The sequence below is a fragment of the Aeromonas sp. QDB03 genome (assembly GCF_027707985.1).
GTDB classification, from domain to species: Bacteria; Pseudomonadota; Gammaproteobacteria; order Enterobacterales; family Aeromonadaceae; genus Aeromonas; species Aeromonas hydrophila.
On record NZ_JAPCJG010000001.1, the window covers coordinates 543,130 to 567,532 of the forward strand.

At 62.8% G+C, this 24,403-nt stretch carries 16 protein-coding genes; 14 read left to right on the forward strand and 2 right to left on the reverse strand.

Annotation, left to right across the window (positions count from 1 at the left end):
• Positions 1–9 precede the first annotated feature (9 nt).
• From PG900_RS02510 to PG900_RS02545, 8 genes are all read left to right on the forward strand, one after another.
• Complete coding sequence (locus tag PG900_RS02510; RefSeq protein WP_010633898.1) at positions 10–894, forward strand: AEC family transporter; 885 nt, start codon at positions 10–12, stop codon at positions 892–894.
• Between the two features lie 215 nt (positions 895–1,109).
• Positions 1,110–3,044, forward strand: a complete 1,935-nt coding sequence (locus PG900_RS02515) for a sigma 54-interacting transcriptional regulator (RefSeq protein ID WP_270830846.1) — start codon at positions 1,110–1,112, stop codon at positions 3,042–3,044.
• Positions 3,045–3,460: 416 nt separating this feature from the next.
• Positions 3,461–4,648, forward strand: coding sequence for a knotted carbamoyltransferase YgeW (gene ygeW, locus PG900_RS02520; RefSeq protein WP_017782784.1), 1,188 nt, complete (start codon positions 3,461–3,463; stop codon positions 4,646–4,648).
• Between the two features lie 127 nt (positions 4,649–4,775).
• Complete coding sequence (gene dpaL / locus PG900_RS02525) at positions 4,776–5,975, forward strand: diaminopropionate ammonia-lyase (RefSeq protein ID WP_270830847.1); 1,200 nt, start codon at positions 4,776–4,778, stop codon at positions 5,973–5,975.
• Between the two features lie 123 nt (positions 5,976–6,098).
• A complete protein-coding gene (locus PG900_RS02530) occupies positions 6,099–7,316 on the forward strand; it encodes a YgeY family selenium metabolism-linked hydrolase (protein ID WP_045789705.1) in 1,218 nt (405 codons plus the stop codon).
• Positions 7,317–7,426: 110 nt separating this feature from the next.
• The gene (gene hydA, locus PG900_RS02535) at positions 7,427–8,851 is read left to right on the forward strand and encodes a dihydropyrimidinase (protein ID WP_270830848.1); all 1,425 of its coding nucleotides are present in this window, start codon (positions 7,427–7,429) and stop codon (positions 8,849–8,851) included.
• 95 nt (positions 8,852–8,946) lie between these two features.
• On the forward strand, positions 8,947–9,879 hold the full coding sequence (gene arcC, locus PG900_RS02540) for a carbamate kinase (RefSeq protein WP_270830849.1): 933 nt from the start codon (positions 8,947–8,949) through the stop codon (positions 9,877–9,879).
• Between the two features lie 178 nt (positions 9,880–10,057).
• Positions 10,058–10,981: a DMT family transporter gene (locus PG900_RS02545; protein WP_270830850.1), complete on the forward strand. Its 924-nt coding sequence runs from the start codon at positions 10,058–10,060 to the stop codon at positions 10,979–10,981.
• A 68-nt stretch (positions 10,982–11,049) separates the two neighbouring features.
• On the opposite strand, the gene yqeB is transcribed toward PG900_RS02545, so the two are convergent.
• Both yqeB and yqeC read right to left on the reverse strand, forming a co-directional pair.
• Positions 11,050–12,642: a selenium-dependent molybdenum cofactor biosynthesis protein YqeB gene (gene yqeB / locus PG900_RS02550; RefSeq protein WP_270830851.1), complete on the reverse strand. Its 1,593-nt coding sequence runs from the start codon at positions 12,640–12,642 to the stop codon at positions 11,050–11,052.
• 19 nt (positions 12,643–12,661) lie between these two features.
• The gene (gene yqeC, locus PG900_RS02555) at positions 12,662–13,510 is read right to left on the reverse strand and encodes a selenium cofactor biosynthesis protein YqeC (protein ID WP_270830852.1); all 849 of its coding nucleotides are present in this window, start codon (positions 13,508–13,510) and stop codon (positions 12,662–12,664) included.
• Between yqeC and mocA the strand changes: the two genes are divergently transcribed.
• The 6 genes from mocA to PG900_RS02585 all read left to right on the forward strand — a co-directional run bounded on the left by mocA (position 13,509) and on the right by PG900_RS02585 (position 24,398).
• The gene (gene mocA / locus PG900_RS02560) at positions 13,509–14,144 is read left to right on the forward strand and encodes a molybdenum cofactor cytidylyltransferase (protein ID WP_270831002.1); all 636 of its coding nucleotides are present in this window, start codon (positions 13,509–13,511) and stop codon (positions 14,142–14,144) included. The two genes, yqeC and mocA, sit on opposite strands and share 2 nt — an antisense overlap.
• Positions 14,145–14,564: 420 nt before the next feature.
• Positions 14,565–17,675: a putative selenate reductase subunit YgfK gene (gene ygfK, locus PG900_RS02565; RefSeq protein ID WP_270830853.1), complete on the forward strand. Its 3,111-nt coding sequence runs from the start codon at positions 14,565–14,567 to the stop codon at positions 17,673–17,675.
• 30 nt (positions 17,676–17,705) lie between these two features.
• On the forward strand, positions 17,706–19,034 hold the full coding sequence (gene ssnA / locus PG900_RS02570) for a putative aminohydrolase SsnA (protein ID WP_270830854.1): 1,329 nt from the start codon (positions 17,706–17,708) through the stop codon (positions 19,032–19,034).
• 80 nt (positions 19,035–19,114) lie between these two features.
• On the forward strand, positions 19,115–19,891 hold the full coding sequence (gene ygfM, locus PG900_RS02575) for a molybdopterin-dependent oxidoreductase FAD-binding subunit (protein ID WP_065477400.1): 777 nt from the start codon (positions 19,115–19,117) through the stop codon (positions 19,889–19,891).
• The gene (locus PG900_RS02580; RefSeq protein ID WP_270830855.1) at positions 19,888–22,785 is read left to right on the forward strand and encodes a molybdopterin-dependent oxidoreductase Mo/Fe-S-binding subunit; all 2,898 of its coding nucleotides are present in this window, start codon (positions 19,888–19,890) and stop codon (positions 22,783–22,785) included. Before ygfM ends, PG900_RS02580 begins: the two co-directional genes overlap by 4 nt.
• 95 nt (positions 22,786–22,880) lie before the next feature.
• The gene (locus PG900_RS02585) at positions 22,881–24,398 is read left to right on the forward strand and encodes a nucleobase:cation symporter-2 family protein (protein WP_270830856.1); all 1,518 of its coding nucleotides are present in this window, start codon (positions 22,881–22,883) and stop codon (positions 24,396–24,398) included.
• The last annotated feature ends 5 nt before the right edge of the window (positions 24,399–24,403 follow it).

The following is a 24,403-nucleotide window of genomic DNA, read 5'->3' on the forward strand; positions in this document are numbered from 1 at the left end:
GACTCGCCCATGTTCAGCGCGCTGCTCAATATCGTCATTCCGGTGTTTGCGGTGGTGGGGCTCGGCGCCCTCTACGGCAGGTTGCGTCCGGGCGGCGCGCTGGGTTACGTCAATCGGGCCAATATCGAGCTGTTTACCCCGGCGCTGGTGTTCTCGGCGCTGGTCAAATACCCGCTGGATCTGATGGCTCACCTCTCGCTCATCGCGGCGGGGGCCCTGGTGATCCTGCTGCCGGGGCTGCTGCTCTCCCTGCTCAGGCTTCGCAGCATCAGCCGACCGGCCCTGATCCTGCCCGCCATGTTTCGCAACACCGGCAACCTCGGCATTCCGCTGATGGTGCTGGCCTTTGGCGAGCAGCAGCTGGGCGCCATCATCATACTGTTCGTGCTCTCCAACCTGCTCCACTTCTCGGTGGGCATGTTCATCCTCTCGGCCAACACCTCCCGCTGGCTCTGGTTACGCAGCCCTGTGCTGTGGGCCGCCCTGGCGGGCCTGCTGGTGGCCAATCTGCATATCCCGCTACCCGAATACCTGGTGACCAGCGCCTCTCTGCTCGGCCAGATCTCGGTGCCGCTGATGCTGTTTGCCCTCGGCATCCGGCTGATGGAAGGGGAGCTGGATCACCTGGGGCTCGCCCTCAAGTGCAACCTGCTCTATCTGCTGGCGGGCGGCATCTCCCTTGGTCTGGCGGTCTGGCTGCTGCCGCTGCAACCGGCCTGGATCCCGCTCCTGATGCTGTCGGTGGCGCTGCCGCCTGCGGTGCTCAACTACATGCTGTGCGAGCAGTACCAGTGCCAGCCCGAGAAGGTGGCCAGTATCGTGCTCGGCGGCAATGCGCTCTCGGTCCTGGTGATCCCGCTGGCAGTCTGGCTGGCCCTGCATCTGGGCAGTTGATCCGGCTGTTCTCACCGTTTTTGCGCACAGCAGATGATGTCCGTGGCCTGCTCCTTTGCTTTTATCTTCCTCACTCTGCGCCAGCTCTCACTCCCGGTAGCGGGGCGAGTGCAAGTTCACTTTTCGTGATCCTCGGCGAAGTCGTTGCCATCGAATTGGCATAGTATCTGGCCAGCATGAATCCCACCCGGGGTGGGAGCCAGGGGATTTACAACATGATGTCCGTCAGTAACCAATGTTTGTTGATGCAGATCCAGCCCACTATTTTGCGCTTTGCCAAGATGCTGGCCAGTGTGCTGCAACTGGAAGTGGAAATCGTGGACGCCAACATGGTGCGGGTGGCGGGAACGGGCCCTTATGGCAAGTTTTTTGGTCGCCAGCTGGAGGGGGACTCCCGCCTGTTGCGCTACGTCATCGAGCATCAGCGCGAGAAGATCGTCACCCACACCAGCGAGGATCCGGTCTGCGAGGGGTGCAGCTGCAAGGAGAGCTGCCGGGAGCGGGCCTTTCTCGGGGTGCCCATCATGGTGGAGGAGAACTGCATCGGGGTGATCAGCCTGGTGGCCTTCAACCCGGAGCAGCAGGCCCGCCTCAACAACAACCTGCAGGAGGTGTGCGACTATGTGCAGCACATATCCAGCATCTTCGTGGCCAAGCTGCTCGACTCGCGCGGCCTGTCGGACGGGGTCAACAAGGTCTTTCTGAGCCTGATGAACCACATGGATCAGGGCTGCCTGCTGCTCGACGAGAAGAGCCAGCTGCTTTACGCCAACGAGGTGGCGCTCAAGCAGCTCAACTGCCAGCAGGAGGCGCTGCTGGGCTGCGAGATAGGGCTGCGCCCGCTCACCTTTGCCCAGCAGGGGTTGACTGGCCACCTGCAGCATATCGTCACCCTGGGGGATCGCCAGGAGCTGATTATCGGCCAGCTGCACCACGTGCAAGGCCAGCAGCTGTTTCTGATGGCGTTTCACCAGTCCCACGGCACGCCGAACCCGCCGCTGGAGCCCGACGAGGGAGTCAGCATGCTGATCGGGGAGAGCAAGCCGATGCGGGCCCTGAAAAAGCTGCTCCATCGCATCGCCCTGAGCCCCTCCAGCGTGCTGGTATGCGGCGAGAGCGGCACCGGCAAGGAGGTGGTGGCCCGCGCCATCCACCGACTCAGCCCGCGCCGTGACAAGCCCTTCATCGCCATCAACTGCGCCGCCATCCCCGAGCAGCTGCTCGAGAGCGAGCTGTTCGGTTACGTGAAGGGGGCCTTCACCGGCGCCTCCAGCACCGGCAAGCAGGGGCTGATCCAGGCCGCCCAGCAGGGCACCCTGTTTCTCGACGAGATAGGGGACATGCCGCTCACCATGCAGGCCAAGCTACTGCGGGTGCTGGAGCTGCGGGAGGTGACCCCCATTGGCGCCAGCCGGCCGGTGCCGGTGGACATTCGCATCATAGCCGCGACCCATCAGCATCTGGAGCAGTACATCGCCGAGGGCAAGTTTCGCGAGGATCTCTTCTATCGCCTCAACGTCATTCCCATCCACCTGCCGCCCCTGCGCGAGCGGGAGGGGGACGTGGCGCTGCTGACCCACTACTTCCTCAACCTGCACACCAGTCGCATCGGCCTGCTGTATCCGGGGCTGAGCCCGGAGGTGATGGCTCTGCTGGAGGGCTACCGCTGGCCCGGCAACGTGCGCGAGCTCAGCAACCTCATCGAGTACCTGGTGAACGTGGTGCAGGCGGGGGAGGTGATCGAGAGCATCCTGCTGCCCCCCAATATCCTGCGCAACCAGCGCAGCGGGGCGGACGAGCCGCCTCGGAGCATGGCGCAGATCGCGCGCATGCCGCTCTCGCCCGACCCTTATCCCCATGGCGTACTGGCCGATGCTGGGCTTAGCCCTGCCGCTGGCAACCCGGCATCGGCTACGGGAGCGCCCTGGTCATTGCCAGAGGCAAGCCTGCCAGAGCCGGCCGCCGGTCAGGCCGAGCGCGGGTTGGCGCTGCCACTTGGCGAAAACGGGCTGGAGAACATGGAAAAGCAGATGATAGAGGAGACCCTGCTGCGTCTTGGCAACAAGAAGCTGGCCGCTCAGGCGCTCGGGATTGGCATCGCCACCCTCTATCGCAAGATAAAGAAGTACGAGATAGCCGTGCAGGCCTGAGCCCGCAGCGGGTCGCCTGGTGGCCCGCTTGACCGCGCCGCGACCGACAATCGCGGCGTTATCATTATGAGAATGTGACCCCGCGTTCTATCAATTGGCAGGCTCTGGTGATAGCCGGACTGATAATTATCAGGGCCGGCTTCGTTTCTTCTTGCGCTATTTCAGCAGCGCGCAGCCATCTGCTGGAAAATAAGCCGGTTCACCTGCCTTGGCGGGGCGCCATATATCCTCAGACTGTGCGCCGGCTCACATTCAAGACGCCATTTCTGGTTATTTCCCGCTTATTTATGCGTTGGCACGCTTATTGATTGCCCTTATTTGACGCTGACCGATGAACTCACCCAATGGCCCTTGTTTCGGTGACCTGTGAGTGGAAGGGGAGCAATGCATTTCTCATCAACAGATTGGGGCTAACGATGAAAGCAGTGAACCAGTTAATCAAAGAGATCAATGAACTCAAGTCCAACCTGCATGAAAAAGACTTCCTGCTGACCTGGGAGCAGACCCCTCAGGAGCTGGCGCTGGTGCTCAAACTGGCCGAGGCCCTCAAGGGACTGCGCGCCGAAAACATCGCCACCAAGCTGTTCAATACCGGTCTTGGCATCTCGGTGTTTCGTGACAACTCCACCCGTACCCGTTTCTCCTACGCCTCCGCCCTCAACCTGCTCGGCCTGACCCAGCAGGATCTGGACGAGGGCAAGTCCCAGATCGCCCACGGCGAGACCGTCCGTGAAACCGCCAACATGATCTCCTTCTGCGCCGATGCCATCGGCATTCGCGACGACATGTACCTGGGCGCCGGCAACGCCTACATGCGTGAAGTGGGCGCCGCGCTTGACGAAGGGTTCGAGAAGGGGGTGCTGCCCCAGCGCCCGGCGCTGGTCAACCTGCAGTGCGACATTGATCACCCGACCCAGTCCATGGCTGATCTCGCCTGGCTGCAGGAGCATTTCGGCAGTCTCGAGAACCTCAAGGGCAAGAAGATTGCCATGACCTGGGCCTACTCGCCGAGCTACGGCAAGCCGCTCTCCGTGCCGCAGGGCATCATCGGCCTGATGACCCGCTTTGGCATGGACGTGACCCTGGCCCACCCAGAGGGGTATGACCTGATCCCGGACGTGATCGAGGTGGCCAAGGAGAATGCCAAGGCCTCCGGTGGGAGTTTCCGCCAGGTCACTTCCATGGAAGAGGCGTTCAAGGATGCCGACATCGTCTATCCCAAGTCCTGGGCGCCCTACAAGGTGATGGAGCAGCGCACCGAGCTGCTGCGGGCCAACGATCACGCGGGCCTCAAAGAGCTGGAGCAGCATTGTCTGGCGCAGAACGCCAAGCACAAGGATTGGCACTGCACCGAAGAGATGATGGCCCTCACCAAGGGGGGCGAGGCACTCTATATGCACTGTCTGCCGGCGGATATTTCCGGCGTCTCCTGCAAGGAAGGGGAAGTGAGTGAAGGGGTATTCGAAAAATACCGGATCGCCACTTATAAGGAGGCGAGCTGGAAGCCCTATATTATCGCCGCCATGATTGTCGCCCGTAAATTCTCGGCACCGGGCGCCGCCCTCGAAGGCTTGATAAAAGAGGCGCAAAAACGCGTCAAATAATGGCCTGGCCGGGCGGGAAATAAGTCCCGTCCGGCCGTCGTCATCACGCAATTATTGTCACGGGTTCTCTCCCCGGGGCGCTTTTCACTCGATGATCCCCGGCGAGATGACTCTTTGCGAGGTATTCATGTCCCAATTTTCCCTGAAGATGGAGATTGCCGATAACCGTTTCTTTACCGGTGAGTCGCTGCCCCTGTTTTCCCGTATCGAGGCGCAAAAGGCCCGCGCCTTTCATAAAAAACTGGCCGGTTATGAGCCCACCCCCTTGTGCGATCTGACAGCGCTCGCCGGCTATATCGGGGTGAAGCACATCCTGGTGAAGGATGAGTCCAAGCGCTTTGGCCTCAACGCCTTCAAGATGCTGGGTGGCGTCTACGCCATCGCCAACCTGCTCTGTGAAAAATACGGGGTGGCGGTGGAGGATTTCACCTTCGATCTCATCAAGCGCACCATCAAGGAGCCGATGACCTTCGCCACCACCACAGATGGCAACCACGGTCGTGGCGTCGCCTGGGCCGCCAAGCAGGTAGGCCAGCATGCGGTGGTCTACATGCCCAAGGGTTCGGCCCAGGAGCGGGTGGACCACATCCTGGCGCTGGGGGCCGAGTGCATCGTCACCGACATGAACTACGACGACACAGTGCGCCTGACCATGAAGATGGCCGAGGAGCGCGGCTGGTACATAGTGCAGGACACCGCCTGGGAGGGTTACACCAAGATCCCGACCTGGATCATGCAGGGCTACGCCACCCTGGCCGACGAAGCGGTCGAGCAGATGCAGGCCATGGGCATCAAGCAGCCCACCCACGTGCTGCTGCAGGCCGGGGTCGGGGCGCTGGCGGGCGGCGTGCTCGGTTATCTGGTGGACTGCTTCGGGGCGAAGAACCTGCACAGTATCGTGGTCGAACCGGATCAGGCCGACTGCATCTACCGCTCCGGCGTGGCGGGGGAGATGGTCAACGTGGGGGGCGACATGCGCACCATCATGGCCGGTCTCGCCTGCGGCGAACCCAATCCTCTCGGCTGGCCTGTGCTGCGTGGCTGCACCACCCAGTTCATCTCCTGTCACGACAAGGTCTCGGCGCTCGGCATGCGAGTGCTCGGCAACCCCCTTGGTGATGATCCCCGCATCATCTCCGGCGAGTCCGGCTCGGTCGGCACTGGCGTGCTGGCGGCGGTGCGCCACCACCCGGATCGCGCGGCGCTGATGGCCCGGCTGGGGCTCGATGAGCAGTCGGTGGTGCTGGTGATCAACACCGAAGGGGACACCGACGTGGCCCATTACCGGGAAGTGGTGTGGGAAGGCAAGCACCCTGCCTGTGACTAATTCCTGTGAGAACAGAGACACGAATTGAAGCATTGATCGCGCCTCACCAACGGGGCGCGGTAACGGGCACAGGGCGCTGCCGACGAACAGGCCGCGCACTCTCAGTTGTTATGGAGAATCACAATGAGCAAGCAAATTCCGTTTGAAATGGTGTTGGAGAAGGCCTACCAGTACAAGGCCGAGATGACTCAGTTCCTGCGCGACATGATCGCCATCCCGAGCGAGAGCTGCGATGAAGAGCGGGTGGTGCTGCGCATCAAGCAGGAGATGGAGAAGGTCGGTTTTGACAAGGTGGAGATCGACCCCATGGGCAACGTGCTGGGCTATATCGGCCACGGCCCGCACCTGATCGCCATGGATGCCCACATCGATACCGTGGGGGTCGGCAACATGGCCAACTGGACCTTCGACCCCTATGAGGGGATGGAAGATCACGAGATCATCGGCGGTCGCGGTGCCTCCGATCAGGAAGGGGGCATGGCCTCCATGGTCTACGCCGGCAAGATCATCAAGGATCTGGGGCTGGAAGACGAGTACACCCTGCTGGTGACCGGCACCGTGCAGGAGGAGGATTGCGACGGTCTCTGCTGGCAGTACATCATCGAGCAGAGCAAGATCCGCCCCGAGTTTGTGGTCAGTACCGAGCCCACCGACTGCCAGATCTACCGTGGCCAACGCGGCCGCATGGAGATCCGTGTGGAAGTGCAGGGGGTGAGCTGCCACGGCTCTGCGCCGGAGCGCGGTGACAACGCCATCTTCAAGATGGGCCCCATCCTCGGCGAATTGCAGGAACTCAGCCACAACCTCGGCCATGACGACTTCCTCGGCAAGGGCACCCTGACCGTCTCCGAGATCTTCTTCACCTCCCCAAGCCGCTGCGCCGTGGCGGACAGCTGCGCCGTCTCCATCGACCGCCGTCTCACCTGGGGCGAGACCTGGCAAGGGGCGCTCGACGAGATCCGCGCCCTGCCTGCGGTGCAAGCCGCCGGTGCCGAGGTCTCCATGTATCAGTACGATCGTCCGGCCTATACCGGTCTGGTCTACCCGACCGAGTGCTACTTCCCGACCTGGAAGGTGGAAGAGGACCACATCACGGTTAAAACCCTCTCCAAGGCGTACACCCAGCTGTTCAACAAGGCGCCGGTGGTGGACAAGTGGACCTTCTCGACCAACGGGGTCTCCATCATGGGTCGCCACGGCATTCCGGTCATCGGCTTTGGCCCGGGCAAAGAGCCGGAGGCCCACGCGCCGAACGAGAAGACCTGGAAGGAGCATCTGGTCAAGTGCGCCGCCATGTACGCGGTGATCCCCATGCTCTATCTGGCCGAGCTGGACAAGTAAGGGGTCTGCCGGGCGGTGATGGCCATCACCGTCCGGCTGTTGCAAGTGCCCCGTCTCCATTGAGGCGGGGCCTTGCTGTTTGACGCGATCGGATGTGCGAGGTGGTGGGGATGAAACGGCTGATCAAAAACGGTGTGCTGGTCGATGCGCAGGGTGAATATCGTCAGGATCTGCTGATCGAGAACGGGGTGATCCTTGAGCGCGCCGCCGATATCCAGCCCGATGGCGAAACCGAAGTGATCGATGCCAGCGGCTGCTACGTGATGCCGGGCGGCATCGACGTCCACACCCACTTCAACATCGATGTCGGGATTGCCCGCAGTTGCGATGACTTTTTCAGCGGTACCCGTGCCGCCGCCTGTGGTGGCACCACCACCATCGTCGATCACATGGGATTTGGCCCGGCGGGGTGCAACCTGCATCACCAGCTGGCCCGCTATCACGACTATGCCGCCGATCAGGCGGTGATCGATTACAGCTTTCACGGCGTTGTTCAGCATGTGGATGATGCCATCCTCCACGAGATGGCCGCCATGGTGCAGGAGGAGGGGATCAGCAGCTTCAAGCTCTATCTCACCTACCAGTACAAGCTGGGGGATCACGACGTGCTGCGTGCCCTGGCCCGCCTCAAAGAGGTGGGGGCGCTTGCCACCGTCCATCCCGAGAACGACGCCGCCATTGCGGCGCGCCGTGCGGCCCTGCTGGCCGCCGGCCACTGTGAGCCCTGGTATCACCCGCAAAGCCGCCCGCTAGAGTGCGAGGCGGAGGCGATCGCCCGGATGATCAATCTGGCGGGGCTCGCTGGCAATGCGCCGCTCTATATTGTCCATCTCTCCAATGGCTTGGGGCTGGAGTATCTGAAACTGGCGCGCCGCCAGGGCCAGCCGGTCTGGGTGGAGACCTGCCCGCAATACCTGCTGCTCGATGAGCAGTGTTATTACAAGGAGAACGGGGTCGACTACTTGCTCAGCCCGCCGCTGCGCGGGCGTTGCGAGCAGGACAAGCTGTGGGTCGGCATCGCAGCTGGTGACATCGACACGGTGGCGACCGATCACTGCAACTTCTCCCACGCCCAGCGCATGACCCTCTCCGGCGGCGATTTCAGCCGCTGCCCCAACGGCTTGCCCGGGGTCGAAAACCGGATGCTGCTGCTGTTTGCCCACGGGGTATTGGGCGGGCGCATCTCGCCGTCGCGCTTTGTGGCGCTCACCAGCGCCAACCCGGCGTGCCTGTTTGGCCTCTGGCCGCGCAAGGGCAACCTGCAACTTGGGTCTGACGCCGATCTGGTGGTGATGGATCCCCGCGGTGACACCCTGATTTCTCACCCACTGCTGCACGACAACGGCGACTACAGCCCCTATGAGGGGATGCATTGCCCCGGCCGGATCAGGCTGACCCTGAGTCGCGGCGAGACAGTGGCCCGCGATGGCGAGTTTCTGGGGCGACGTGGTCACGGCCGCTTTCTGGCCAGAGCGCCCTTTGACCCGGCCTTGGCGCCGGATCGGTACTCGCCTTGCCCCGTGGTGGCTGGCTGACAATTCGTTCGAAACAGGCTGACCCGCAAGCTTATGTGAACAACCAAAGGTGGGCCGGTATCGCGCCGGCTTGTCCCCTCACTGGAGATAACAAGATGAAACAGCGAATCGTACTGGCCCTTGGCGGCAATGCGCTGGGCAACAACCTGCCCGAGCAGATGAAGGCGGTGCAGAGCACGGCAGGCACCATTGCCGACCTGATTGCCCAGGGGCACGAGGTGGTGGTGACTCACGGCAACGGCCCTCAGGTGGGGATGATCCAGCAGGCGTTCGAGGTGGCGGCCCGCCACGATCCCAAGGCGCCCCATCTGCCGATGTCGGTCTGCGTGGCCCTGAGTCAGGGTTATATCGGTTATGACCTGCAAAACGCCCTGCGCGAGGCCCTGCTGGTGCGCGGCATCCACAAGCCGGTCGCCACTCTGGTGACCCAGGTGGTGGTGGATAAAAACGATCCTGCCTTCCTCGATCCCAGCAAACCCATCGGCGGTTTCTTCAGCAAGGAGGAGGCCGAGGCATTGATGGCCAGGGGCGAGCGGCTCAAAGAGGATGCCGGCCGTGGCTATCGCCGGGTGGTCGCATCCCCCAAACCCGTCGACATCATCGAGAAAGAGACCGTCTCCGCCATGCTGGCCGCCGGTCAGGTGGTGATCACCGTCGGTGGCGGCGGCATTCCGGTGCTGCGCGAGGGCAATCACCTGCGCGGCGCCAGCGCGGTGATCGACAAGGATTGGGCCAGTGCCAAGCTGGCGGAACTGATTGACGCCGACATGTTGATCATCCTCACCGCGGTGGAGAAGGTGGCCATCAACTTCGGCAAGCCCGAGGTGCAGTGGCTCGACACCCTGAGCGTGGCCGATGCCAACAGCTTTATCGCCCAGGGGCAGTTTGCCAAAGGCTCCATGCTGCCCAAGGTGGAGGCGGCGCTCTCGTTCGCTACCTCCATGGCGGGGCGCAAATCCCTGATCACCCTGCTGGATAAGGCCGCCGACGGCATTGCCGGCAAGACCGGCACCCTGATAAGCCAGTAGGGGCGAGCAAGGTTGTAACCTGGGGGCCGTCGGCCCCCTTTCTGTTGGCTGGTGTCAGGGATTGGCAGAGGGAAAGCATGGGCCGGCCAGCTCTATCCGCGGTGGGCAGGGGGGCGGCAGAGGAGTAAGATGGCGCCCCGAATGGCGGACGTATCGACCGCAGCAACAAGGCAGCACAATGAATAGCAAGTTGAACATGGCGGCGCTGGGGGGATTGGTCCTGCTCACCGCCATCTGGAGTTACAGCTGGATCGTGATGAAGCAGGTGATGCTCTACGCGGGGGCGTTCGAGTTTACCGCTCTGCGCTGCCTGTGCGGATCCCTGGTGTTGCTGCTGGTGCAGTGCCTGCGCGGCCGCCGTTATCTCAAACCCACCCCGTTTCGCTACACCCTCGCCATCGCCCTGTTCCAGACCTGCGGCATGGTGGGGCTGGCCCAGTGGGCGCTGATCAGCGGCGGGGCGGGCAAGGTGGCCATTCTGAGTTACACCATGCCGTTCTGGGTGGTGATCTTCGCGGCGCTCTTTCTGGGTGAGCGGATGCGCAAGCTGCACTATCTGGCGGTCGGGGTGGCCGCCTGCGGCCTGCTGTTGGTGATCGAGCCCTGGCAGCTGCACCTGGATTCCATGAAGAGCGCGCTGCTGGGCATCGCCTCCGGCATCTGCTGGGGGATCAGTGCCATCATCGCCAAGCGGATGTATGTCCGCCACCCCGGGGTGGATCTCATGTCCCTCACCACCTGGCAGATGATCTACGCCACCGTGGTGATGGCGCTGGTGGCGGCCCTGGTGCCGGAGCGACCCATTGACTGGCAGCCCTACGTGTTTGGTGCGCTCGCCTACAGCGCCATCTTCGCCACGGCGCTGGCCTGGAGCCTCTGGCTGTTCGTGCTGAAAAAGCTGCCGGCCGGGATTGCCGGGCTCAGCACCCTGGCGGTGCCGGTGAGCGGCGTGCTGCTCTCCTGGTGGCTGCTCGGTGAAAATCCGGGGCCGGTGGAGGGGAGCGGCATCGGCCTTATCGTGCTGGCGCTTGTCGTCATCAGCCGCAAGGGCAAACGGTCCCTGGTGTCGGTGGCGGGGGAGACCCGCATCAAGCAGGGCTAAGTCTATTGTCGGCAACGAAATAAAAAGGGCCCGCCATCATGGCGGGCCCTTTTTGTTGGCGCGCTGGCTTATCTGCGCTGGGCCAGATGCATCATGGCTTCCAGCACGGCGCCGCCGATGGCCCGCGCCTTGTCAGAGACGGTAGTGGGATCGGCCCGCTCGCCCCTGGGGTCGATATCACCGATCTTGAAGCCGACGGTCACCTCGATGCCATCGCTGAGCAGCCCCCGCACCATGCCGGAGAGCGGCGCTATGATGGGGGCGTCCCCCACGTGGGCGATCACGTCCCCCTCCTGCACCAGATCGCCGAGCTTGATCAGGCTCTTCATCACGCCGGCGACGGGGGCGCGCACCACCCGGCGGGCGGAGTGCCCCTCGATCACCCCGGGAATGCCGGTATTGGGCTGGGCGGGGCCCTGATAGATGACCCGCCCCAGATGGTGGCCACGGTTGGTCTCGATGACCGCATCGCAGTCGCGCCCCGCCTCGAAACCCGGGCCAAGGGCCACCGTGATGGGGGCCATCTCCCTGTGGGTGCCGAGATTCTGCTTGGCGAGGATGGCATCCACCAGATAGCGGGGCTTGAGTTCGGCGAGGGTCGCGCAGTCGGGGTCAACCAGCAGCGGAATGACGCCCAGATCCAGCTGCTCGAACGCCTGCTCGACGCTCTCGACCCGCTTGGCTCGCACCCCTTCGACACTGGTTTCACCGTCGAACATCCCCTGGGCGAAGGCGACGGTGCGGCGGATCACCGTGGGCTTGTCGAGATCCAGCATCACCACCTTGAAGCCGGCATTGTGCAGGCGCAGCGCCACCCCGGTGGCGATATCGCCTGAGCCGCGCATCACCACCAGCTGATCCCGCTTGAGGCGCACATCATCCTGCATCAGGCCGCCAGCCTTGCCGTTTTTCACCTGCAGCAGCTCGGCGAGGATGCTGATGGCGATCTCCTCGGGGGTCTCGGCACCTATGTTGTAGCCGATGGGGGCGTGCAGCCGCTGCAATTGCTCTTGGCTCACCCCTTGCTGGCGCAGGGCCTGGGTGAAGGTCTGCACCTTGCGCTTGCTGGCGAGCAGCCCCAGGTAGGCAAGGGGACGGCTGATGAGCCGCTCCAGCGCCTCCTTGTCCTGATGGTTGGTGGCGATGATGACGAAGTTGGCGGGCTCGATGGCAAGCTGCTCGATCACTGCGCTGATGGTGTCGGCCTGTTTGAGATGGGTGCCGGCCGGGAAGCGATCTGGGCTGAGGCTCCCCTCGAAGCAATCCCCTACATGGATGTCAAAGCCGAGCGGCGCCGCGGCATGGGCCAGTGCCCGGTTGACGTGGCCGGCGCCGATCAATACCAGACGGGGGCGCAGGCCGTAGACGTCGATATAGACCGACATGGCGCCGCCGCAATCCGAGCCCACCGCATGCTCGCCGTTGCGGGCCATCCGGCCGTGGAAGATGCGCGGTTTGCGCTCGGCAATGGCGGCCATGGCTTCTTCGATCACCAGCCGCTCTATCATGCCGCCGCCGATGGTGCCGAGGATCCGGCCATCGGCCATCACCAGCATCTGGGCCTGATGGCGCGGGGTGGAGCCGCGACTCTCGATGATCTGGGCCATGGCAAAGGGGGTGTTCTCCTGCTCCAGTCGGGCAGCGTGTGCAAACAGATTCATAAGGTACCTCGTATCATCCTTAACGGGTCAGCGACTGCGCGGCTTCGGGGGCAGGCCGACAGCAAACATGGTGAATGGCGCCGGGTTCACGCACGGCCCCCTGCCAGATGGCGTGGAGCTCGGGGTGGCGTTGCAGCAGGTTTATCAGGGCGGGCAGCCACTGCTGCTCATTTTGATAATCGCCATTGATAAACCAGACTCGGCGCGCCCCGGGCGGGGTGCCTTTGAACGCCCCTTCGGGGTGGGCGATGAGCCGGTCAAACAGGGCCCAGTCGAGTGGCTCACCGGCCGCAATCCCGCACAGGGCCTGGAACTCGGCCCAGCGGTGGATCTGCGCCGGGTCGGCGCTGGCGCCCACCATGGCGCCGCCCACCAGGGCGATCACCCAATCACTGTGCTGAGGAATGCAAGGTTCGTGCAAAGCGGGCGCTTTCAATAACTTGTGATGGGCGCCGTCCGCCTCCACCAGGATGATGTCGAAGCGTTGCTGCCCCTTGAGCAGATCGATCTGCTGAGGGCTTGGCCCCACCGCCTTGCCGCTGGCCCGATCGAGGTGGCTGAACAGCACCAGCTGCATCGGTTCATCGGGCAGCGCCTGACAGCGGGTCAGCTGCCGGATGGGGTCGGCCTCGATCAGCAGGGTGCGCCGAGGGGAGGGGGCGGGCAGAAACATCCGGGTACTGGTGGTGAGCAGCACCTTCTTGCCCTGTTGATGGAAATAGTCGGCCAGCCAGAAGAGGGTGCTGGTTTTGCCCCCGGCGCCGCAAAGACTAATTAAAGTGGTACGCCCATCAATATTTTCGGTGAGCGGGTTTAATACACTCTCGATATTTGGCGAGGTGAGCAAAATGGGTGATGAAATAGCCATGGCGACGACCGATGAAAATAGAGGCGCGGTCAGTGAGAAGCACTGGCATTCGCGCGAGCGGTGTGACTGCCTAATTACGGCGGCCGGCCTCTCATCACGAATGGGCGCGTGGAAATTGATGCTACCGTATCGCCAGAGCACGATTCTTGATGAGAGTCTCAAAAATGCCCTGGTGCTGTGTGACCGGGTCATTCTGGTGGTGGGACATCGCGCCGATGAGCTGATCAGTCGCTACGTCAATCACCCCCGTATCCGGCTGGTACACAACCATGATTATGCACAGGGGCTCGGCAGCTCCATCCGTGCGGGACTCGCCGCCTGTAGCAGCGATCACCTCTTCGTGAGCCACGGCGATCTGCCCTGCATCCCCCCCGAGGTGTACCGCACGCTCTGGCAGGCGCGGGGGGATGGGACCCTCTTTCCCTCCTATCAGGGGGAGGCGGGCCACCCCGTGCTGTTGCCCAGAGCCCTTGCCACAGCGCTGGCGGCGGCACCGGCACAGGGTTCGGTGCGCCGCTGGCTGCTGGCGCACCCCCATCGATTCATCGAGGTGCAAAGCGACGCCATCCTGCAGGATGTGGACACCCCGGAGCGCTATCAGGCGCTGCTGGAAAACGAAGCATTCGAGCGCTGAACGGGTCGGCTGGCAGAGGCTTGTCCGGCCTTGGTTTGCATATTTATCCCCTTGTCTAACCCGTTATCCGGGGCCGACAGCGGCCGTTATCATCCTGGCCGGCCTGATAATGGCGGCGGCCTCGCTCTTTATCAAACTGATAGCGCGCCGCGCCAAAGTGAGATCATTTTTAGCCGTGAGGGCGGCGTTTCCATTATTTAAACTCGGTGTTGATAGCCACTCTCATTGTCGAAACTGGTATCGGCTTTCGATGTTTTATTAATTGGAGGTGCCTCACGTTTTTATGGCTGAAAAATAAAAAGATCCGGCGCTGGCCTGATTGTTGCTCTTGTCAGTTTTAAGGGGCTTTTTATGCGTGGTTGTGGATGGGCCCCATTTATTCACCCTGTCAATGAGCAGTGCCGCTGCAAGGAGATCAACATGGGCGATATTATGCGACCCGTTCCCTTCAAGAACCTTCTGGTCCGTATCTTCTCGGAATATAAAGCGAGTCAATCCATCTTCGGCATTCCCGCCGCGCAATTCTATCGCAAGCAGGACGAGCGCAAGATCAAGGTGTTCGGTGAAACCTGCGAGACTCCCATCGGCCCGGCAGCCGGTCCCCATACCCAGTTGGCCCAGAACATCGTCACCTCCTGGCTGACCGGCGGGCGCTTTATCGAGCTCAAGACGGTGCAGATCCTGGACCGTCTCGAACTGGAAAAGCCCTGCATCGATGCCGAAGACGAGTGCTTCAACACCGAATGGTCCACCGAGTTCACCCTGCCCAAGGCGTTTGACGAGTACCTGAAAGCCTGGTTTGCCCTCTACCTGCTGGAGGAGGTGTTCGACCCGCGCCTCGACGGGGAGGCCAAGTCCTTCATCTTCAACATGAGCGTGGGCTACAACCTAGACGGCATCAAACAGCCACCGATGCAGCAGTTCATCCACAGCCTGATGGATGCCGGCAGCAATCCGAAATTTGCCGAGTACCAGCAGGTGGTACGCGAGCTGGTGGCCGACGAGCAGTTTATCGCCGAGCTGGGACTGGGGGCGCGCCGCGCTCGCCTGCAACAGCTGGTGGAGCGCATTCCGGCCAATCTGGTGCACGGCGTCACCCTCTCCACCATGCATGGCTGCCCACCGAATGAAATTGAGGCCATCTGCCGTTACATGCTGGAAGAGAAGGGGCTCAACACCTTCGTCAAACTCAACCCGACCCTGCTGGGCTACCCGCGGGTGCGCGAGATCCTCGACACCTGCGGTTTTGATTACATCGGTTTGAGCGAAGCGTCGTTCGATCACGACCTCAAGCTGGATCAGGCCAAGGCGATGCTGACCCGCCTGATGGCGCTGGGGACCGAGAAGGGGCTCACCTTTGGGGTCAAACTCACCAATACCCTCGGCACCATCAACCGCAAGGGGGCGCTGCCGGGGGATGAGATGTACATGTCCGGCCGCGCGCTGTTCCCGCTCTCCATCAACGTTGCCGCCGTGCTGTCGCGAGCCTTCGATGGCAAGCTGCCCATCTCCTACTCCGGTGGCGCCAGCAAGTTCAACATCAGTGATATCTTCGAGACCGGCATCCGTCCCATCACAATGGCCACCGACCTGCTCAAACCGGGTGGCTACCTGCGCCAGATCGAGTGCCTCAACGAGATCGACGCTTCCGATTGCTGGGCCATGACCCAGGTAGATGTCGAGAAGCTGGAAACCCTTGCCGCCAAGGCCCTCACCATGGATTACACCCAGAAGGAGTGGAAGTCCGACGATCGCATCGAAGTGGGTGGCGGCCTGCCGCTGACTGACTGCTACGTGGCGCCCTGCGTTACCGCCTGCGCCGTGCATCAGGACATCCCCGAGTACATTCGCCTGATGGGCGAGGGGGAATATGTGGCAGCCCTTGAGCTGATTTATCAGCGCAACGCCTTGCCCGCCATCACCGGCCATATCTGCGATCACCAGTGCCAGTACAACTGTACCCGTCTCGATTACGACAGCCCGCTCAATATCCGTGAGCTCAAGAAGGTCGCGCTGGAGCGGGGCTGGGAAGGGTACAAGGCGCGCTGGCACAAACCGGCAGGCAGTGGTGACAAGCACCCGGTTGCGGTGATTGGCGCCGGCCCGGCCGGTCTCTCCGCCGGTTACTTTCTGGCCCGTGCCGGCCATCCGGTCACCGTGTTCGAGCGCGAAGCCGATGCCGGTGGCGTGGTCAAGCACATCATCCCCGAGTTTCGCATTCCGGCGGAGCTGATCCAGCACGACATCGACTTTGTCGCCGCCCACGGGGTCAAGTTCGAGTTTGGCTGCGATCCGGCGCTCACCGTCGACAAGCTGCACGCCCAGGGCTTTACCTATGTCTTCGTTGGCATCGGCGCCGACAAGAACGGTGGCATGCGCCTCGAAGGGGGTCATGATCGGGTCTACAAGTCCTTCCACTTCCTGCGAAGCTTCAATCAGGGCAAACCGCTGCCGCTGGGCCGCCATGTGGCGGTGATCGGTGCCGGCAACACCGCCATGGACTGCGCCCGCGCCGCCCTCAAGGTACCCGGTGTCAGCGATGTCACCGTGATCTACCGCCGCAGCGAAAAAGAGATGCCCGCCTATCGCGAGGAGTATCTGGAAGCGGTGGAGGATGGGGTGCGTTTTTGCTTCCTCACCAATCCGGAGCGCTTTGAGAAAGATGGCAAGCTCACAGTTCGGATGATGGCGCTGGGGGAACCTGACGAGCAGGGTCGCCGCCGTCCGGTGCCCACCGAGCAGACCGAAGTGATGCAGATGGATGCGCTGATCACCGCCATCGGCGAGCAGCCTGATTGCGAAGTATTGAAAGCCATGGGCATTCCCCTTGGCAGCGATGGCTGGCCCGAGGTGGATAGCCAGACCGGCGAAACCAGCCGTCGCAACGTCTTCTTGATTGGCGACGTGCAAAGTGGCCCGTCCTCCATCGTCGGTGCCATCGGCGGTGCCCGCCGCGCCGCGGATCTGGTGCTGACCCGCGAGCATATCGCCAGCCAGCAGCGTGACGTGACCACCCAGCCGTCGGGCAAAGACGAGATCTACCGCCGCAAGGGAAACATCGCCGTCACCCTGGTGGACAAGGGCGAGCGGGAGGCCTTCGTGGCGCAAGAGGCGCACCGTTGCCTCGAGTGCAACTACCTCTGCAGCAAGTGTGTGGACGTCTGCCCCAACCGGGCCAACGTCGCCATCGCTGTGCCGGGCTTCAAGGACCAGTTCCAGACCCTGCACCTGGATGCCTACTGCAACGAATGTGGCAACTGCGCCCAGTTCTGCCCCTGGCAGGGCAAGCCCTATCAGGACAAGGTCACCATCTTCAGCCTGCCCGAGGACTTCGACAACAGCCGCAACCCCGGTTTCTATCTGGCGGATGGCGGTGAGCTGCGGGTACGTCAGGGCGGCGAGACCTATCGCCTGACCATAGACGCCCAGAGCCGGATCAAGGATGCGCCTGCGGCCCTTGGCGACATGTGCCGCATCATCAGCCATGTCCACGCTCATCACCACTACCTGCTGGGGGCCGTCGAGGCCTGAGCGAACCACGAATAAGCGAAGGAGCAAACCATGTTTATTCTGAAGAACGTCACCGCCGTCCAGCTGGAGCCGACCCGGGTGTTGGAAGGGGTGGATATCGCCATCGAAGGCACCCTTATCAAAGCGGTGGGGCCCAATCTGCGGGCCCTCTACCCGCAGGCCAACTATCGGGAGATGGGCGGCAAGCTGGTGATGCCGGGCATCGTCTGTGCCCACAACCACTTCTACTCCGGCCTGTCGCGGGGGATCATGGCCAATATCGCCCCTTGCCCGGACTTTATCTCCACCCTGAAAAACCTCTGGTGGCGGCTGGATCGGGCGCTCGATGAAGAGTCTCTCTACTACAGCGGCCTCATCTGCTCGCTGGAAGCGATCAAGAGTGGCTGCAGCGCGGTGATCGACCACCACGCTTCGCCCAACCTCATCAAGGGCTCTCTAAACGTGCTGCGCAAAGGGTTTGTGGAGGCGGGGTTGCGCGGCATGACCTGCTTCGAGACCACGGATCGCAACGGCGGCCTCGCCGAGCTGCAGGCCGGGGTGGAGGAGAACATATTGTTCGCGCAAGCAATCGATGCCGCCAAGGCCAAGGGGAACGAGCCCTATCTGGTGGAGGCCCATATCGGTGCCCACGCCCCCTTCACCGTACCTGACGAGGGGCTCGCCATGCTGCGCGAAGCGGTGCAGGTCACCGGTCGCGGGCTGCATATCCATGTGGCGGAAGACAGATACGACATGGCCCACGGCCACCACCACCATGGCAAGGAGCCCATCGCCCGGCTGGACGAGTTTGGTCTTGTCGACAGCAAGACTCTGATCGCCCACGGCATCTACCTGAGCCCGGCCGACATCGAGCTGCTCAACAGCCGCGATGCCTTCCTGGTACATAACGCCCGCTCCAACATGAACAACCACGTGGGCTACAACCTGCACCTGCCGGAATACCGCAACCTGGCGCTCGGCACCGACGGTATCGGCTCCGACATGCTCGAAGAGCTCAAGTTCGCCTACTTCAAACACAAGGATGCCGGCGGAGCGCTCTGGCCTGACAGCTTTGCCCGGTTCCTCTGGAACGGCAACACATTGCTTGAGCGAAACTTCGGCGCCAAATTTGGCCGTCTGGAGCCTGGCTACAAGGCCGACCTCACCATCTGCGACTACGCCGCACCGACCCCGCTGGCGCCGCGCAACCTCGGTGGCCATCTCGCCTTCGGCATGGGCTCATCCTCGGTCAACAGCGTGATGGTAGAGGGGCGTATGGTCTATCAGGATCGCGAGTTCGCCTTTGACGTCGAGCCCCTTTATGAGCAGGCCAGCAAGGTGGCGAGCCGCCTGTGGCAACGAATGGACGCGCTGGCCTGAGGCCACCCTCCGCACGTTTGGACTGGATTGCCCGCTCTGTGGATTTTCCCGGCGGCGGGCAGCAAGAGTAAGGACGACACATGATTGAGCAATTCTTCCGACCCGAGCAACTGGGTCAGGCTTTGGAACTCAAAGCCAGCTTCGGTAACGACGCCGTCTACATGGGGGGCGGCAGCAAGCTCAACGCCGCGCCGACCCGCACCGACAAGAAGGTCGCCATCTCGCTGGACAAGCTCGGACTTGGCCAGATTGAGCAGCAGCACGGTCAGCTCCACATCGGCGCTACCGTTACCCTGCAAGCCCTCAAAGATGACCCCCGCACCCCGGCCGCCCTGTGCGAGGCGCTGGGGTTTGTCTACTCCCGCCATCTGCGCAATCAGGCTACCCTAGGCGGCGAAATTGCCTGCCAGCAGCAGGACTCCCCAGTGTTGGCGGTGCTGCTGGTGCTTGAAGCCGTGGTGGTGCTGGAGAACAACCAGCTGCAACCCATCGACGCCTACCTGGCCGGCCAGCGCAAGGAGCTGGTGCTGGGGGTGGTGCTGCCGGAGCCCGAGCTGCGCTGCGCCACTCGCCGCATCAGCCGCAACGCCGACGGCCTGGCGGTGATGACTGCTGCGGTGGCCCTCGATGCCCTTGGCGAAATGCGGGTCGCCCTGGCGGGCGTCACGCCGCAGCCGATGCGTCTGCGGGATGTGGAGCGTCATGAGCTGCGGGATGCGGCGCTCGAGGCGGCGGTGAGCGCGCTGATTGCACCGCGCGCGGATCTCGGTGGCAGCGTGGCCTACAAGCGCTATATCAGCGGCGTGGTGGTGGCGGATCTGCTGGTGGAGTGCCAGCAGCAGGAGGTACAGGCATGATGGAACTCAACTTTACCCTGAACGGTGCCCTGCGCACCGTCATCACCCCGGCGGGCGAGAATGCCCAGCGAGTGCTGTTCAACCAGTGCCGGATGCACTCGGTGCGCAACAGCGACGACGGCTTCGGCTTTGCCGGCTCCGACGCCATCTTGTTCAACGGCAAGGTGATCAACGCCTCCCTGCTGATCGCCGCCCAGCTGGATGGGGCGCAGGTGCGCACCGCCGAGTCGCTGGGCAGCTGGAACCAGCTCAGTCTTGTGCAGCAGGCCATGGTGGACGTAGGGGTGGTGCAGTCGGGTTACAACGATCCGGCTGCGGCGCTGATTGTCACCGACCTGCTTGATCGCCATCCCAACCCCAACCGTGATCAAATCGACGACGCCCTCTCGGGCCTCTTTCACCGCGATGGCGGCTACCAGCAGTTCTATCAGGCCATCGAGCTTGCCAGTTCACGGATGAAGGATCCCGATTATCTGTGCCAGATTGCCCCCGAGTTTCGTGACGACCTGCGCCATATCGGCAAGAGCTGCCCGAAAGTGGACGCTGCAAAAATGGTGCAGGCCAAACCCTGCTACGTGGAGGACAGGGTCACCGAGGATGCGCTGGTCATCAAGATGCTGCGAAGCCCCCATCCCCATGCGGTGATCACCAAGCTCGATGTGAGCCGCGCCGAAGCCATGGCGGGGGTGGTGCACGTCATCACCCACCTCAACTGCCCGGATGTCTACTACACCCCGGGTGGCCAGAGCGCGCCCGAGCCGTCACCGCTCGATCGCCGCATGTTTGGCCGCAAGCTGCGCCACGTCGGTGATCGGGTGGCCGCCGTGGTGGCCGAGAGCGAAGCCATCGCATTGGCGGCGCTCAAACTCATCGAGGTCGAGTATCAGGTGCTGCCGGCGGTCATGAACATAGACCAGGCGATGGCCCCCAATGCACCCTTGGTGCATGACGAGCCCATCGTCTACATGGCCGGAGCGCCGGCGGATCTGGAGCAGCAGAACGCCTGCTCGGTGCGCCGCGGCGACGAGCACATGATCATCAACTTCCCCATCGGCTCCCGCCCCCACGAGAACCTGGCCGCCAGCGTCCATGGCCAGATTGGCGATGTGGCCAAGGGCTTTGCCGAGGCGGACGAGATTGTCGAGCGCACCTACGAATCAACCCAGGCCCAGCAGTGCCCGACCGAGCCGCATATCTGCTTTACCTACATGGATGGGGAGCGTCTGGTCATTCATGCCTCCACCCAGGTGCCCTGGCACGTGCGCCGTCAGGTGGCGCGTATCGTCGGCATGAAGCAGCACCAGGTGCATGTGATCAAGGAGCGGGTAGGGGGCGGCTTTGGCTCCAAGCAGGACATCCTGCTGGAAGAGGTGTGCGCCTGGGCGACCAAGGTCACCGGCCGCCCGGTTACCTTCCGCTACACCCGGGAAGAGGAGTTCATCAGCAACACCTCCCGCCACGTGGCCAAGGTGAAGGTGAAAGTGGGGGCCAAGAAGGATGGCACCATCACCGCCATCGACATGGATTTTCGTGCCAACACAGGCCCTTACGGCAACCACTCGTTGACGGTGCCGAGCAACGGCCCGGCGCTCTCTTTGCCGCTCTATCCGTGCGAGAACGTGCGCTTCACCGTCAACACCTACTACAGCAACATCTGCCCGACCGGCGCCTATCAGGGTTATGGTGCGCCCAAGGGCAACTTCGCGCTGACCATGGCCATTGCGGAACTGGCCGAGAAACTCGGCATCGATCAGCTCGACATGGTGGAGCACAACCGGGTGCACGAAGGGGACATCCTCAAGGTGCTGGGGGCCATCGGCGAGGGCAAGATGCCTACCTCGGTGCCCCATGCGGCCAGCTGCGCCCTCGAACCCATCCTCAAACAGGGTCGCGAGCTTATCCAGTGGGATAGCCCCAAAGCCGCCGACGGGGATTGGCGCATTGGTCGTGGCGTCGCCATCATCATGCAAAAATCGGGGATCCCGGACATCGATCAGGCCAACTGCATGGTCAAGCTGGAATCGGACGGCACCTTTATCGTCCACTCAGGTGGCGCCGATATCGGCACTGGCCTCGATACCGTGGTGGCCAAGCTGACTGCCGAAGTGCTGCACTGTCCGCTCGGGGATGTGCACGTCATCTCAGGTGACACCGACCACGCTCTGTTTGACAAGGGGGCCTACGCCTCGTCAGGCACCTGCTTCTCCGGCAACGCGGCCAAGAAGGCGGCCGAGAACCTCAAGGAGAAGATCCTGTTCCACGGAGCCGCCATGCTGGGCGAGCCGGTAGCCGATGTTGAACTGGCGTTTCCGGGCCTGGTGCGCGGCAAGCTGGGGGAGGTGAGCCTCGCCAAGCTGGCCCACAAGGCGGAGACAGGGACCGGCTTCGGTATCCTGGTGGGCACCGCCAGCTACATCACCTCGGAGCTTGCCTTCCCGTACGGGGCCAACTTCGCCGAGGTGGCGGTCAATGTCAGAACCGGCGAGATCCGGCTCGACAAGTTCTACGCCCTGCTCGACTGCGGCACCCCCATCAACCCGGAGCTGGCGCTCGGCCAGATCTACGGGGCGACCATGCGGGCCATCGGCCACTCCCTGACCGAGGAGATCTGCTACGACGGCAAGGGCATCCCGCTCACCCGGGATCTGAAGAGTTATGGCGCGCCCAAAATTGGCGACATTCCGCGCGATTTTAGGGCCTTCCTGGTACCGAGTGACGACAAGGTCGGCCCTTACGGCGCCAAGTCCATCTCGGAGATCGGGGTCAACGGCGCGGCGCCTGCCATCGCCACCGCCATCCACGACGCCTGCGGTGTCTGGCTGCGCAAGTGGCACTTCACGCCGGAGCAGATCCTGCGCGAACTGGGCAAGCTGGAGCAACAAGCGTCGGCATAACAAAAGAAAAGGTGAGGGGCGGGCGCAGGCTCGCCCCCAGCACCTGACAGCGGAATGAGTACTCCGCCCATATTCTGTGTGATGGGACAATCAAGATGTCTAAAACAACACGCAAGCACTCGGACCTGATTTACGCGCTCGAAGACAAACCTCCCTTTTACCAAACCCTGATGGGGGCCGTGACCCACCTGCTGGCCATCTTCGTGCCCATGGTGACGCCGGCCCTCATCGTGGGCGGGGCCCTTGGCCTCTCCACCGAGACCACCGCCTACCTGGTCTCCATGGCGATGATCGCCTCCGGCATCGGCACCTGGCTGCAGGTGAACCGCTACGGCCCCATCGGCTCGGGGCTGCTCTCCATTCAGTCGGTCAACTTCTCCTTTGTCACCGTGATGATTGCGCTTGGCAGCGCCATGAAAAAAGATGGCCTGCACGAGGAGCTGATCGTCTCGACCCTGCTCGGGGTCTCCTTCGTCGGGGCCTTCCTGGTGATGGGCTCCTCCTTCGTGCTGCCCTATCTCAAGCGGGTGATCACCCCCACCGTGAGCGGGGTGGTGGTGCTGATGATTGGCCTGAGCCTCATCAAGGTGGGGATCATCGACTTTGGCGGCGGTTTCTCCGCCATGAGCAGCGGCACCTTCGGCAAATACGAGAACATCGGCCTGGGGCTCTTGGTGCTCTGCGTCATCGTCGCCTTCAACTGCAGCAAGAGCCCCTTGCTTCGCATGAGTGGCATCGCCATCGGCCTGCTGGTGGGCTATGCGGTGGCCCTGATGCTCGGCATGGTGGATTTCTCCGCCCTTGATAACCTGCCGCTCATCACTGTGCCCATCCCGTTCAAGTACGGTTTCTCCTTCGATTTTCACGCCTTTATGTTGGCGGGCACTATCTATCTGCTGAGCGTGCTGGAGGCGGTGGGGGACATCACCGCCACCGCCATGGTCTCCCACCGGGATATTCAGGGGCCTGAATTTCAAAAACGGCTCTCCGGCGGTGTGCTGGCTGATGGGTTGGTCTCGGTGATCGCCTCGGCACTTGGCTCCCTGCCGCTCACCACCTTCGCCCAGAACAACGGCGTCATCCAGATGACCGGGGTGGCCTCGCGCCACGTGGGCAAGTTCATCGCCGTCATCCTGGTGCTGCTCGGCCTCTTCCCGGTGGTGGGGCGCTTCTTCACCACCATACCGTCACCGGTGATGGGGGGGGCCATGGTCATCATGTTCTCCATGATCGCCATCGCCGGCGGGCGCATCATCATCAGTCACGGCTTCGATCGGCGCGAGACCCTGATCGTCGCCACCTCGCTCGGGCTGGGGCTCGGGGTCTCCTACGACCCGAACGTCTTCAAGGTGCTGCCGGCGGGGATCTACATGCTGGTGGAGAACCCCATCTGCGCCGGCGGCATCACCGCCATCATCATGAACCTGGTGCTGCCCCAGAGCCGCAGACGCAAGGCGGCCGCCAATGCCGCCGAGGCGGTGGAGCTGATCCAGCTGAGCGACAAGCCCGACACCCGTTTTGCCACCCGGCCCATTCCGTCGGCCACCGCCCGCCAACAGGGGCTGGCGATGGACGAGGCCCAGGTGCGCGCCCCGCAAGTGGATCGCGGCTAACGAAC